This window comes from Legionella sp. W05-934-2 (assembly GCF_964199965.1).
Lineage (GTDB): Bacteria > Pseudomonadota > Gammaproteobacteria > Legionellales > Legionellaceae > JAFIFT01.
Map to the genome: position 1 here is coordinate 104540 of NZ_CAXMZT010000008.1, position 13212 is coordinate 117751.

The window sequence follows — 13212 nt, forward strand, 5'->3', positions numbered from 1 at the left end:
TTCAATAACCCTGGGTATAATAGCGACCTTCACAGATGACAACGATTGGGGGCTGACAATGAAAATTGGGTTTATTGGCTTAGGGGTGATGGGGTTACCGATGGCAAAGCATATTGCCAATCATTCTTATGATTTGATGCCCTATAATCGGGGAGAAACCAGGCGGATGCAATGGCAACAATTGGTTCCTCAAATTCCCTGCCAAACCGATCTTATTTCTGTCTTACCTCGGGTGGACGTGGTCATTAGTTGTGTGGGAAATGATGATGATTTACGCCAACTTGCTTATGGCGACGATGGGATATTATCGCTTTGCCAGCCTGACGTTATCTGGGTTGATCACAGCACTTGCTCGCTAGAAGTAACAACTGAGATGTACCAAGCCTGCTTACAAAAGAAGATGCATTTTATTGATGCCCCAGTCTCCGGTGGTCAGAGTGGGGCAGAGCAAGGTAAACTCAGTATCATGGTTGGTGGCGATATTGACCCAGTCAAAAAGGTTAAGCCAGTGATGGACTGTTATGCAAAACAAGTCACCCATATCGGGCACAGTGGTGCCGGCCAATTAACAAAAATGGTTAATCAAATATGCTTAGCCGGGTTAATACAATCCTTAGCAGAAGGACTTAATTTTGCCCAAGAACAGAATTTAGATATCGACAAAGTGTTATCCGCTATTGGCCATGGGGCAGCACAATCATGGCAAATGGACAATCGAGCAAAAACCATGGCAGATAATCTTTATGATTTTGGCTTTGCTGTTGATTTAATGCGAAAGGATTTGGGAATTTGCTTGGAGCAAGCAAGGAAATCCCATTGTTCTTTACCCGTGACAGCACTCGTTGATCAGTTCTACTCCGATATCCAAAAAATGGGATATGGTCACTTTGACACATCCTCTTTAAAATTACGCTTATCGCCTGACTACAGTCCGACAAAGCCAAAATGACGACGAATATGAGTTCATTATGATTACGAAACAAAAATGGGATAAGTTGGCTGAATGGATGGTGTCTCTGAACATTAGCGAGCAAGATATCCTTGAAAAATTTATTATTGGCAGTGGCAAAGGCGGTCAAAAACTGCATAAAACGGCTTCGATGGTATATATTAAATATGTTCCAGCGGGGGTTGAAGTCAAGTGCCAGGATTCAAGAAGTCGAGATGACAATCGATACTTTGCTCGGGTGCGTCTTTGTGAAAAAATGGATTTTTTGCTAAAAAATGAGCAATCTAATCGGCAAAAAGAAATTGATAAAATTAGACGCCAAAAAAAACGGCGTTCCAGGCGACTGCAAAAAAAGATTTTGGACGATAAGCAAAAACGAGGTGCCATCAAAAAACTCAGAAAAACACCGACGCTTGATTAAAATCGCCCCCCGTATACCCAAGGCACTTCAAAATGCTAGTTTTTAGGCGAGTCATTTTTTTGTTGGTTTTACCAACTTTTCTATTCCACAACCTCGATAAAGACTTAAAATTCTCATCAAAAGTGTAAATTTTTACTAAATTGCGTGATTTTACTAGCAAATTGCCTTGATATGCCGTATAGTTATAACTGCTTGTATGTGATACCAGCCTGAACAACTTAGGCTACGCGTGACTTCCCTCCTTTGCCATTCATTGGTGTGGTTTCATCTAGTCCTATTGTTTGCTCCTGGTTGTTATGACCACAAGTGATTGTTTAATTTTATAGTGGAAAATATAATGTCGAAAGAAACAGGAACCGTTAAATGGTTCAATGATGATAAAGGTTATGGGTTTATAAGCCGTGACAATGGTGAAGGTGATGCATTTGTTCACTTTCGTTCAATAAACAGCCAAGCGAACCGTCGTACGCTAGTAGAAGGCCAACGTGTGAACTTTACTGTCACTCAAGGTCAAAAAGGCCCACAAGCAGAAGAAGTAACTGCTGCAGAAGAATCATAATTCTATTTTCTTGTTGGGCTTCGGCCCAACAAACCCTCCTTAAAAAAGCTCATGACATCCAAAAAAAGTTCGTGCAATTAAGTCATTAAACAGTATAATGAAAGAAAACGCACATGGATTCATGATGAAACTAAAACCCTGCGCCGTTTTTCTCTTACTGATTGCTATATCCAGCCATGCTTTTGTTCCCATACAAGGGAGTTTTCAAGCAACCGCATCCTGTCCTGCTTATTTATCAAAAAACCAAAAAACAAACCCTGACAATATTCACCTAGCACTGAATCAAGTTTACGATTTAGTCGAAGCAAATAAGGCAAGCCATCCTGATTGGTATCGGATTAGGGTTGACCAAACATCCAACCCGTTGCGTTGGGTAAGCGCTGGTTGTGGTTTGGTAAATGAAACGTCCGATTTACCAGGCGAGCATTGCAATCAACAACCGGGATATGCCGATTCGTATATGCTTGCTTTGAGTTGGCAGCCAGCTTTTTGTGAGACCTATGGTTATGAGCGTGGGAAAGCAGAATGCTATAAATTAACCAAAAAGAGCTACACGGCAACGCATTTAGCATTGCATGGATTGTGGCCTAATCAAACGGCCTGTGGCATTGATTATGGGTATTGCCAAGCTGAAAAACAAAAGAATCACTGCGATTACCCACCCATCCATTTTACCGATTTAGTTGCCAAAGAATTGGCTCAAGTGATGCCCAGCTATTCAGAAGGAAGCTGCCTAGAGCGCCACGAATGGAATCGACACGGCAGTTGTCAATTGCTCGACCAAAATGATTATTTTGATACGGCAAGTCAATTAGCAAAGCTATTTGATAAAACCGGTTTTGGTGAATTACTGCGAAAATATAATGGCGGGTATGTTCCTCTTGAATCACTTAAACAAGCCTTTATCAAGGATTTTGGTGAAAAAGCCATCGATAAACTATACCTCGGTTGTCAGCAGGGCATGCTAGTTGACGTTTGGATCTCACTGCCCGCTAATGTTTCATTATCGATGAAAGCAACCGATATGATCAACCAAGCGCCCAATGTTAACAGAAACAATAATTGCCCAAAAGAAATTTATATTTCGGACTTCTTTAAATAGGGGCTATAAATTGATTCGGAACAGGAATTAAAACCCAGGCATGGGCACGGGCTCGCTCACGGGCACCAAATGTTCTGTGATTTTTCGTTCAGAACAAAGTTAATTCCTCTTGAAGTATGGCTAAACTTACTCTAATGTAGAGGAATAAAAATAATAAAAAAACACACGCTATGAGCAAAATTCTAAAATGTTTTTTCATCATCACGCTAGTCATATTCGCTAGCTATGCCTTAGCACAAACAAATAATGCCAGCAAAGTAGCGCCCATCCCCTCACTTCACTCTGCTGCTCCTAAAACATCATATCACCCGTGGCGATTTTTTTCTAAATGGATGCCTAGCAAAAAAACGACTGCTCAACAAAAACATGACAAAGCAAAAACGTTGCCAATAGCTTATATGCAACGTATTTCCAAATCGGTTCCAAGTTTTGACAAACTGCTAGTTGATGGCAATTTCAACGTTGAACTTCATAGTGGGTATTCAAAACCGAGTGTTGTTATTAAAGGAAACTCTCTCGATTTATTGGCTGTAAAAGCCGTGGTTCAAAATAATACCTTGGTGCTTCATGCTGAAGATAAAATACCTAAGTTTGCACCCATTAATGTCATCATTAAAGGACGTTATATTCATAGCATTCAATTGAAAGCAAATGCGAATATCAAAGGTCATGCCCTAAAGATGAGTTATTTGGATTTGGAAGTTGCAGAGAAGGCACAAGCCCACCTGGGTGGCTATCTAATGGTGCATAAGGTCATAATCCAAGATCAGGGCACTGTCCGGTTAGATGGCGTTCGCAGTAAAGACCTCGAGGTCTGTCTTAAAAATAACGCCAACTTACGCATCAGTGGTAAAGCGAATTTAACAAAATTGGATGCGAGCGATCACAGCCAGTTTATCATGACCTGGGTTGATAGCTGGAATTTAATTGCCAAAGTCTCCAATGAAGCTTACGTTCAACTTGCCGGCATTGTCAACAAATTGGATGCTTGTGTCTCTGGCAATGCTCACTGGAACGGTCGTTACTTGCGCTCAAGACGAACCTTTATGAAAACCTATGGTCATGCCACTGCTCGCGTTTCTGCGGTGAAAAAACAACATACCTTGGCCCTTGATCAAAGCAACATTTATTTTTATAACTTATCAACCTATCGCACTGACTTTATGGCTTTTGATGGCAGTGTGTTAGATATGCGTAATTGGCAAACACGCGCCGAATTTGATTATGACCATTATAACAAGCCTGAGTAAATCATCTCGAGATTAAGATCACCACACGCGTTGTATTCCCCTAAAAATACCAGCCCGGATTAGCAAAGCGCTGAGTGATCCTGACATTTTTTGTTCAACAAACAAAAAATTAGCAACCCCAAAGAAAGCCCCCAATGTGTATGGAGCGCTATTTTTCCATGCTTTTATGAATCAGTTCAGCTAAATCACTTGAAAGCTTTTGTTGATTTAATTCTTTCAAAACCGTTTGCATCATTTTTCGACGATGGTTATCGTAGCGTTGCCAACGCGTAAATGGCGTTGCCAGTCGTGAAGCGACTTGGGGATTAATTAAATCAATTTGTAATAGCATTTCTTTCAAAAATTCATAGCCACTGCCATCAGCGGCGTGAAAATGCCGGGGGTTGCCTTGGCAAAATGCCCCAATTAGGGAGCGGACTTTATTGGGATTTCGCAGGGTGAATTTTTCATGGCTCATCAATGCCTTAACTCGCTCTAACGTACCCGGTTGTTCGCAGGATGCTTGGACAAGAAACCATTTATCCATCACCAATGCTTGCTTGTGCCATTGCTTGTAAAATGCGTCGAGGGTTTCTGCTTTCGCTTGGGTGGTACCCCGATTAACGATATTCACAAGCGCTGCCATCTGATCGGTCATGGTCTTTGCCTGTTTGAATTGCTTTTGGCAATCGGCTGTATGAGTACTTCCATCCGCAAGCATCATCAATGACAAGCAAATATTTCGCAATTTTCGCCTCGAAAAAGCGGCATTGGTCATTTGATTATCTTCTTGGCTCCAAAGCATATTGTATAAATCGTGAGCCTGGGGAAATAACGCTTGTGCGACTTGCTGGCGGACAAAATCCCTGACTTGTTCCACCAACGTCACATCAATATCGCTAAGATGATTCGATACTTCCTCAAAGCTTGGGAGGGTGAGCAAACAAGCTCTAAGCGCTGGGTCCAAACTATCGTCCATTAATATATGGTTTAAAACCGATAAAAGCCCTTCATCGACTTGCCATCTTTTTTGGGGTTGCGATAAACAGCGGATGATTTGTTCAAGGTATAGATTTTGGGCAGCGTCCCATTTTGCATAGCCATTAATCTCAACGCGTAATAACGCCAATAATTCGTCGGAACTGCGTGTCCAATTCAAGGCCACCGGCGCTGAAAAATCCCTTAATAATGAGATAATTGGCTTATCAGCCAACCCCGGAAAAGTAAACGTTTGTTTTTCTTCGGTGAGTTCTATCACGGGTGAAGGCAAGGGGAGTTGATCACCGCTGGAAGTGAATAACGCCATTGAAATCGGGATATGAAAGGGGCGCTTTTCCTGACATTCGGGGGTGGGGCGGGTATGTTGTGACAACGTTATTTTCAACTCCCCTTTGTCAAAGGTAGTCTCAACGTGAATCATCGGCGTGCCCGCTTGGCTATACCAACGCTTGAACTGAGTCAAATCTCGTTGGCCCGCATCAGCCATCGCAGCAACAAAGTCATCAATGGTGACTGCTTGGCCATCATGCCGTTTAAAATACAAGTCCATGCCTTGGCGAAATGTTTCCTTGCCAAGCAAAGTGTGTTGCATGCGAATCACCTCGGCCCCTTTGCTGTAAACAGTGGCTGTATAAAAGTTATCGATTTCTTCATAGGATGCCGGCCGAACTGGGTGGGCCATGCTGCCCGCATCTTCTGGAAACTGTGTGGCACGTAACACACGTACATCCTCAATACGCATGACATCTCGGGAATTCATATCTCGTGAAAATTCTTGCTCACGAAATACCGTTAGCCCTTCTTTTAAACTCAATTGAAACCAATCCCGGCAAGTCACGCGATTGCCCGTCCAATTATGAAAATACTCATGGGCCACCACGGATTCTATGGCAACATAATCATCATCGGTTGCTGTATCTGGACGACCTAAAATAAATTTGGTGTTAAAAATATTCAGGCCTTTGTTTTCCATTGCCCCCATATTAAAATCTGAAACCGCAACCACCATAAAAATATCTAAATCATACTCTCGCCCATAGACTTTTTCGTCCCATGCCATTGCTTTCTTAATCGATTGCATGGCATGTTGGCACTGGTCATCATTGCCATGTTCAACATACAACTTAATCGCAACACGTCTGCCTGAAAGGGTAATAAACTCATCTTCCACGCAAGCTAAGTCGCCAGCAACCAAGGCGAATAAATAAGACGGCTTTTTAAACGGATCATGCCAAATGACCCAATGTCGCCCATCATCGGCATCCCCATAATCAAGTAAGTTTCCGTTGGATAGCAAGTTGGGGTATCGCTTTTTGTCTGCGCTAATTCGGGTTGTGAAGGTGGATAATACATCTGGCCGGTCAGGATAATAAGTAATCCTTCGAAAACCTTCTGCCTCACATTGCGTACAAAATATCGACTGAGAGCGATATAGCCCGGAGAGCTGGGTATTTTTTTGTGGCTCAATGCGCGTGGTGATTGTCAATTTCACCTCATCGGGGCAATTATCGATCATGAGATCATCGCCCTCAAGACGGTAGTCTTTCTTAGCCATCGCTTTATCATTGGCTTTGATGCCTATAAGCTTTAAATTGTCGCCATGTAACACCAGAGGGCCCTCATTTCGACGCTCTAACTGTAGTGTGCTTTGCACCACGGCATAATCATCAAACAAATCAACGTCTAAATAAATCGTCCTAACATCAAAATTAGGCGGTTGATAATCAGTTAAATACCGAGTTTGGTTAGCCATATTTTCTCCAAAATTATTTTCCGTGCCAAAAACGGCATCTGGCCGAACAAAAATTCGCAACTTAATACTACAATTATTTGTAATTTCTAAAATTTTTATAACAACTAAGCAAGATCTTCAACTATACTAAAGATAACAGAGTTTCTCATACTCAATTAATTTCCGCAAAATGATAAACCACGTAGTAGGTGGTCAAAAACGAGGGGGAAGAATTATGAATACGAATGATTTTCTTGACCATTATACCCGTCGGTATGTTGATAATAAAGAAGAAGAATTAAGTTTAAATGACTATCTTGAACTTTGCCGCCAGGACCCTTCCGTTTATGCCAACCCCGCCGAGCGCCTTCTCATGGCCATCGGAGAACCTGAATTAATTGATACGCGTCATGACCCAGTCCTATCCCGTCTATTCCAAAATAAAATCATTCACCGTTATGCTGTTTTTGATGAATTTTATGGCATGGAAGACTCCATTGAGCAAATCGTTGGCTTTTTAAAGCATGCTGCCCAAGGTTTAGAAGAAACCAAACAAGTCCTTTACTTACTTGGCCCGGTCGGAGGTGGTAAGTCATCACTTGCTGAGAAGCTCAAAGATCTGATGCAAAAAGTTCCCTTCTATGCCATTAAAGGGTCACCCGTTTTTGAATCCCCTTTGTCGCTTTTTGATGCCGAAGAGGATGGGGAAATTTTATATGAACGATTTGGAATACCACAAAGGCATCTTCGCTATATTATGTCCCCGTGGGCTGTGAAACGCCTGCAGGAGTTTAATGGGGATATCAACCAGTTCAAAGTTGTCAAAGTAAGACCTTCTCGTTTAAAACAAATTGCCGTCGCTAAAACCGAGCCCGGGGATGATAATAACCAAGATATTTCTTCCTTGGTGGGTAAAGTGGACATCCGCAAATTGGAACAATTTTCACAAGATGACACCGATGCATACAGCTATTCAGGCGGTTTGTGTCGAGCAAACCGTGGCTTATTAGAGTTTGTGGAAATGTTTAAGGCACCAATTAAAGTGCTTCACCCTCTGCTCACAGCCACCCAAGAAGGCAACTACAATGCAACCGAAGGTTTATCAGGCATACCCTTTGAAGGCATCATTCTTGCTCACTCAAACGAATCAGAATGGCAAACGTTCCGTAATAATAAAAACAACGAAGCATTCATTGACCGGATTAACATTGTCAAAGTACCCTATTGCTTACGCACTTCTGAAGAAGAAAGAATTTATCAAAAATTGATTAATAACAGTTCATTATCAAAAGCGCCTTGTGCCCCAGGCACTCTCGACATGCTCGCCCAATTCTCTGTGCTCACCCGTTTAAAAGAGCCACAAAATTCAAGCATTTACTCGAAAATGCGGGTGTATAATGGGGAGAGTCTAAAAGACACAGATCCCAAGGCTAAGTCTTATCAGGAATACCGTGATTTTGCGGGAGTTGATGAAGGGATGAGCGGCATTTCTACCCGCTTTGCCTTTAAGATTTTGTCAAAGGTGTTCAATTTCGATAGAACAGAGGTTGCAGCGAACCCTGTCCATCTACTCTATGTGTTAGAACGCCAAATCGAACAAGAGCAATTTCCACAAGAAATACATGAACGCTACTTAAACTTTTTAAAAGAATTTTTAACACCCAAGTATATTGAATTTATTGGAAAAGAAATTCAAACCGCTTATCTTGAGTCCTATTCAGAGTATGGGCAAAATATCTTTGATCGTTACGTCACTTACGCCGACTTTTGGATACAAGATCAAGATTACCGCGATCCAGATACCGGAGAAATATTTGATAGAAAAGCCTTGAACGAAGAATTAGAAAAAATTGAAAAACCTGCCGGTATTTCTAACCCGAAAGATTTCCGTCATGAAGTGGTCAATTTTGTCCTTCGTGCGCGCGCTAATAATCGCGGTAACAATCCCGTTTGGAACAGCTATGAAAAACTCAGAACGGTGATTGAGCAAAAAATGTTTACCAATACCGAAGATTTATTACCCGTGATTTCATTTAATGCCAAAGCTTCCGAAGAAGAAAAGAAAAAACACGAAGAATTTATCTCACGAATGGTGGAAAAAGGGTATACCGCCAAACAAGTCCGCTTACTTTGTGAGTGGTACTTACGTGTGCGTAAATCTCAGTAAGTTAAAAAGGGGAGTGTATGTCGCAATTTATCGATCGCAGGCAACATACCGGCGCCAAAAGCATTGTTAATCGTCAGCGCTTTGTTAGGCGATTTAAAAAGCAGATCAAGCGCGCTGTCTCCGATGCTGTGGGCCGACGCAGCATTACCGAGATAGATAAGGGTGAGCAAGTTATTATCCCAGCCAAGGATTTAAGTGAACCACGCTTTGCCCACGGGCAAGGTGGGCGACGCGAACATGTTTTGCCCGGCAATGATGATTTCGTCGTAGGCGATCGTATCCCCCGACCCAAAAGCGGCGGCCAAGGCAAAGGCAGTGAAGCCAGCAATAAGGGGGAAGGCGAAGATGAATTCGTCTTTCAATTATCGCGGGAAGAGTTTCTCGATATTTATTTTGAAGATTTAGAACTTCCGGATTTGATTCGCAAAGAATTAGCGAAAGTCCAAGATTTTAAAACCGTTCGCGCCGGAATTACCACCAGTGGAGTGCCGACCAACATCAATGTCATCCGCTCAATGCGGCAAGCAACCGGTCGCCGAGTCGCCCTGGCTAACCCCAACAGAAAGAAACTTGCAGAAGCCGAAGAGAAACTGGCAAAATTAGAAAAAAAATCCAATCCCAAACAAGGCGAGATTGAGGCATTAAAGGCCGAGATTGAACGCTTAAAAAGAAAGGTTAAGGCCGTCCCATTTATCGACACCATTGATTTGCGTTACAACAACCGCATTCGAGTACCAGCCCCAACAACGCAAGCCGTTATGTTTTGTGTGATGGACGTTTCAGGCTCAATGGATGAACCCAAAAAAGACATCGCCAAACGATTTTTTATCTTGCTTTATCTCTTTTTAACCAAAAATTATGACAAAATTGAGCTGGTATTTATAAGGCACCACACTTCGGCAAAAGTCGTCGATGAAGAAGAGTTCTTTTACTCGCGTGAAACCGGTGGAACGGTTGTCTCTTCTGCTTTGGAGTTGCTACATAAAACCATTGAAGAACAATATTCCCCTTCTTCATGGAATATCTACGTTGCACAAGCATCCGATGGTGATAATTGGAATGCCGATTCCCCGTATTGCCAAGAACTATTGCTCGATAAAATTATGCCATGCTTGCAATATTTCTCCTACATTGAGATTATGCCCAGACATCATCAAAGTTTATGGGAAGTTTATCAACAAGTTAACGATACTTATCCAAACTTTGCCATGGAGACGATTAACGAAATCAACCAAATCTACCCGGTATTTCGTGAACTATTCAAAAGGAAGGTATCATGAGAAAAGAACCCATTTCAACCACGGCTGAATGGGATTTTGAATTAATTCGACGCTATGATAAAGAAATAGCGCGATTAGCAAAAGACTTTGGTCTTGATACCTATCCCAATCAAATCGAAGTGATCACCGCTGAACAAATGATGGATGCATACTCCTCTGTGGGTATGCCTATCGGTTATCACCATTGGTCTTTTGGTAAGCAATATGTCAGTGTCGAAAAAACCTATAAGCGCGGCCAGATGGGTTTAGCCTATGAAATGGTGATTAACTCCAATCCCTGCATTGCCTATCTCATGGAAGAAAATACCATGCCCATGCAAGCATTAGTCATTGCGCATGCTTGCTATGGACACAATTCTTTTTTTAAAAACAATTATTTATTTAAAATGTGGACATCGGCAGATGCCATCATTGATTACCTGGTCTTTGCAAAAAAATATATCTCTGAATGCGAAGAAAGACACGGCATTGAAGAAGTAGAAGACATTCTAGATGCCTGCCATGCTCTCATGCATTATGGCGTTGACCGATACAAGCATCCGCCTGAATTATCCATTCACGAAGAAGAAATTCGCCAGCAAAATCGGGAAATTTATCTCCAATCACAAGTCAATGAACTATGGCGAACGATTCCCAAGAAGAAAGACATGGATGAAAATGGTGATAAAAAACGGTTTCCATCAGAACCTCAGGAAAATATTTTATACTTCATCGAAAAAAACTCCCCGCTGTTGAAACCCTGGCAACGGGAAATAATTCGTATCGTCCGAAAAATTGCCCAGTATTTTTACCCCCAAGGCCAAACGAAAGTCATGAATGAGGGATGGGCTTGTTTTTGGCATTATACATTGCTTAATGCACTCTATGATGAAGGCTTAGTCACAGATGAATTCATGCTTGAGATACTGCAAAGCCATACCAATGTGATTATGCAACCGGAATACAATAGTCCTTACTTTGGCGGCATTAATCCCTATACGTTGGGATACAATATGATGCAAGACATCAAGCGAATTTGTGAAAATCCAACACCTGAAGATAAAGAATGGTTTCCTTTTCTTGCAAATACTACCTGGCAACAAAGCTTAGACAACGCCATGCGAAATTATAAAGATGAATCATTTATAAGCCAATTTTTATCGCCAAAAATGATTCGCGATTTAAAGTTATTCCAAATTGTGGATGACGACCGTCAAGCGGATCTCATGGTTGAAGCCATCCATGACGATGTGGGTTATCGACATATTCGCGAAAGCTTGTCCAAACAATATAACTTAAGTTATTTGGAGCCCGATATTCAAGTGTATTCTGTGGATGTGGAAGGTGACCGCGCTTTAACCTTACGCCATTTCCAACATAACAGAGTGCCATTAGCCGACGATGCGGGTGAAGTGCTAAAGCATTTATACACGCTTTGGAAATTCCCTATCAAACTTGAAACCATCAATGCGGAAGGCGACATTTTAAAGACTTGGCATTGCCCACCGCAGGAAAAGTCTTCTACTGATCTGGATGAGTAGAGGGTGTTAGCAGTGGGAACAGGATAATAGTCGTGAACGTTTGCGTTCACGTAAAAATAATTCAGGCACAATGTTCTACACATCAAAATGATCACTTCGATTCAGCAGCCCCTTATCCGGGCACGGGCACAGGCGCGCTTCACGGACACGTATTAGTTCTTTGTGTTTTGTCCTAAAAGAGATTTTTGAGCCTTGTAGAATAGTTTTCACGAATTTTGTATAATCTTTCGCTTTAAATTGGTTTGTTTAAGCCCATGAAAATTCTTATTGTTCGCATTGGTCGCTTGGGCGATATGGTTATGATTTTACCCGCTTTAGCAGAAATCAAAAAAACCTACCCCAATGCAGATATCTACGCTTTAACAAGCCCCGATGGTGTGCGTTTGCTTAAAGCACATGGGGTGAATCCCAACCATATCCATTGCTACAGCAATCATTTTTTAAAGCGTCCTCAACAAGTTCGCAACGTCCGTCATTTTCTCAACCAAAACCAATTTGATAAGGTCTTTTGCTTTGAGAAAAAGCCAAGGACCGTGGCTTGGTTACCTGAAACGGCCACCATGATGGATGATAGTCACGCCGACGAGCATTATGCCTTACGTTGCATCAAACTCATTAATCCCCAACCAGATACAATCCGTGCGGTGCCCTATCTCACCCCGAATGACGTTGACATAGCCAAGCAACTTGGACAATATGGAATCACAAGTGATACCTTCGTTATTGGCCTGCATCCGACTTATAGCGGTTTTGATAAATGGGGAAGAACAAAAGAAAAAAGACACCGTCTCTGGCCACCGCAATCCTTCGCATCGTTGATATCCGCTTTGACGGATATCGCCCAACAACGAAAGTTGGATATGCGCTTTATGATGGATTTATTACCCGAAGAAAGACAAATGGGCGAACGCATCCTCTCATTGGGGGCCTCCAATCTGGTTCTCCAGTGTGAACCGCCCAACTTCCAGCGGTTTTTGAATTACTTAAAGCGCGTGAATGTCTTTGTTGCACCCAACACGGGTGTGATGCATCTTGCTGCTGCGTTGAATACGCCAACCGTAGCCCTCTTTTCAGCTGCCGATCCCGGTGACTGTGGACCTTATATGCACCCAGATAGATTTCGTATCGTCCATTCAAAAGACTATGCCAACGAAAATATAACCATCGCCAGCATCCCCGTTCAACCTGTGGTTGATGCTGTTTTATCGCTTTTGCCAAAGCAATGATGATACCCAAGCAAACATGTTCATTTGG

The 13212-nt window shown here is 42.2% G+C and carries 10 protein-coding genes; 9 read left to right on the plus strand and 1 reads right to left on the minus strand.

Going from position 1 to position 13212, the window contains the following annotated elements:
* Nucleotides 1–58 precede the first annotated feature (58 nt).
* The 5 genes from AB3348_RS10405 to AB3348_RS10425 all read left to right on the plus strand — a co-directional run bounded on the left by AB3348_RS10405 (nucleotide 59) and on the right by AB3348_RS10425 (nucleotide 4281).
* Nucleotides 59–949: an NAD(P)-dependent oxidoreductase gene (locus AB3348_RS10405; protein WP_367607550.1), complete on the plus strand. Its 891-nt coding sequence runs from the start codon at nucleotides 59–61 to the stop codon at nucleotides 947–949.
* A gap of 19 nt (nucleotides 950–968) precedes the next feature.
* The gene (locus AB3348_RS10410; RefSeq protein WP_367607551.1) at nucleotides 969–1370 is read left to right on the plus strand and encodes a peptide chain release factor-like protein; all 402 of its coding nucleotides are present in this window, start codon (nucleotides 969–971) and stop codon (nucleotides 1368–1370) included.
* A gap of 334 nt (nucleotides 1371–1704) precedes the next feature.
* Complete coding sequence (locus AB3348_RS10415; protein ID WP_367607626.1) at nucleotides 1705–1929, plus strand: cold-shock protein; 225 nt, start codon at nucleotides 1705–1707, stop codon at nucleotides 1927–1929.
* A 97-nt stretch (nucleotides 1930–2026) separates the two neighbouring features.
* Nucleotides 2027–3031 carry a ribonuclease T gene (locus tag AB3348_RS10420; RefSeq protein ID WP_367607552.1) on the plus strand — a complete coding sequence of 335 codons (1005 nt, stop codon included), beginning with the start codon at nucleotides 2027–2029 and terminating at the stop codon, nucleotides 3029–3031.
* Between the two features lie 170 nt (nucleotides 3032–3201).
* The gene (locus AB3348_RS10425; protein WP_367607553.1) at nucleotides 3202–4281 is read left to right on the plus strand and encodes a DUF2807 domain-containing protein; all 1080 of its coding nucleotides are present in this window, start codon (nucleotides 3202–3204) and stop codon (nucleotides 4279–4281) included.
* 148 nt (nucleotides 4282–4429) lie between these two features.
* Here AB3348_RS10425 and pepN read toward each other — a convergent pair whose 3' ends face one another.
* Nucleotides 4430–7012, minus strand: a complete 2583-nt coding sequence (gene pepN / locus AB3348_RS10430; RefSeq protein WP_367607554.1) for an aminopeptidase N — start codon at nucleotides 7010–7012, stop codon at nucleotides 4430–4432.
* Between the two features lie 214 nt (nucleotides 7013–7226).
* On the opposite strand from pepN, the gene AB3348_RS10435 reads away from it, so the two are divergent.
* The 4 genes from AB3348_RS10435 (at nucleotide 7227) to AB3348_RS10450 (ending at nucleotide 13184) form a co-directional block, all read left to right on the plus strand.
* Nucleotides 7227–9158, plus strand: a complete 1932-nt coding sequence (locus tag AB3348_RS10435) for a PrkA family serine protein kinase (RefSeq protein ID WP_367607555.1) — start codon at nucleotides 7227–7229, stop codon at nucleotides 9156–9158.
* A gap of 17 nt (nucleotides 9159–9175) precedes the next feature.
* A complete protein-coding gene (locus tag AB3348_RS10440; RefSeq protein WP_367607556.1) occupies nucleotides 9176–10438 on the plus strand; it encodes a YeaH/YhbH family protein in 1263 nt (420 codons plus the stop codon).
* Nucleotides 10435–11958, plus strand: a complete 1524-nt coding sequence (locus AB3348_RS10445; protein WP_367607557.1) for a SpoVR family protein — start codon at nucleotides 10435–10437, stop codon at nucleotides 11956–11958. The genes AB3348_RS10440 and AB3348_RS10445 overlap by 4 nt, the downstream gene beginning before the upstream one ends.
* Nucleotides 11959–12212: 254 nt before the next feature.
* Complete coding sequence (locus tag AB3348_RS10450; RefSeq protein WP_367607558.1) at nucleotides 12213–13184, plus strand: glycosyltransferase family 9 protein; 972 nt, start codon at nucleotides 12213–12215, stop codon at nucleotides 13182–13184.
* Nucleotides 13185–13212 lie beyond the last annotated feature (28 nt).

Excerpts from the sequence above, each read along its gene's own strand:
- pepN (WP_367607554.1), bottom strand. The coding sequence starts at position 7,012 with ATGGCTAACCAAACTCGGTATTTAACTGATTATCAACCGCCTAATTTT.
- AB3348_RS10450 (WP_367607558.1), top strand. The coding sequence starts at position 12,213 with ATGAAAATTCTTATTGTTCGCATTGGTCGCTTGGGCGATATGGTTATG.
- AB3348_RS10410 (WP_367607551.1), top strand. The coding sequence starts at position 969 with ATGATTACGAAACAAAAATGGGATAAGTTGGCTGAATGGATGGTGTCT.
- AB3348_RS10420 (WP_367607552.1), top strand. The coding sequence starts at position 2,027 with ATGAAAGAAAACGCACATGGATTCATGATGAAACTAAAACCCTGCGCC.
- AB3348_RS10405 (WP_367607550.1), top strand. The coding sequence starts at position 59 with ATGAAAATTGGGTTTATTGGCTTAGGGGTGATGGGGTTACCGATGGCA.
- AB3348_RS10425 (WP_367607553.1), top strand. The coding sequence starts at position 3,202 with ATGAGCAAAATTCTAAAATGTTTTTTCATCATCACGCTAGTCATATTC.
- AB3348_RS10445 (WP_367607557.1), top strand. The coding sequence starts at position 10,435 with ATGAGAAAAGAACCCATTTCAACCACGGCTGAATGGGATTTTGAATTA.
- AB3348_RS10440 (WP_367607556.1), top strand. The coding sequence starts at position 9,176 with ATGTCGCAATTTATCGATCGCAGGCAACATACCGGCGCCAAAAGCATT.
- AB3348_RS10435 (WP_367607555.1), top strand. The coding sequence starts at position 7,227 with ATGAATACGAATGATTTTCTTGACCATTATACCCGTCGGTATGTTGAT.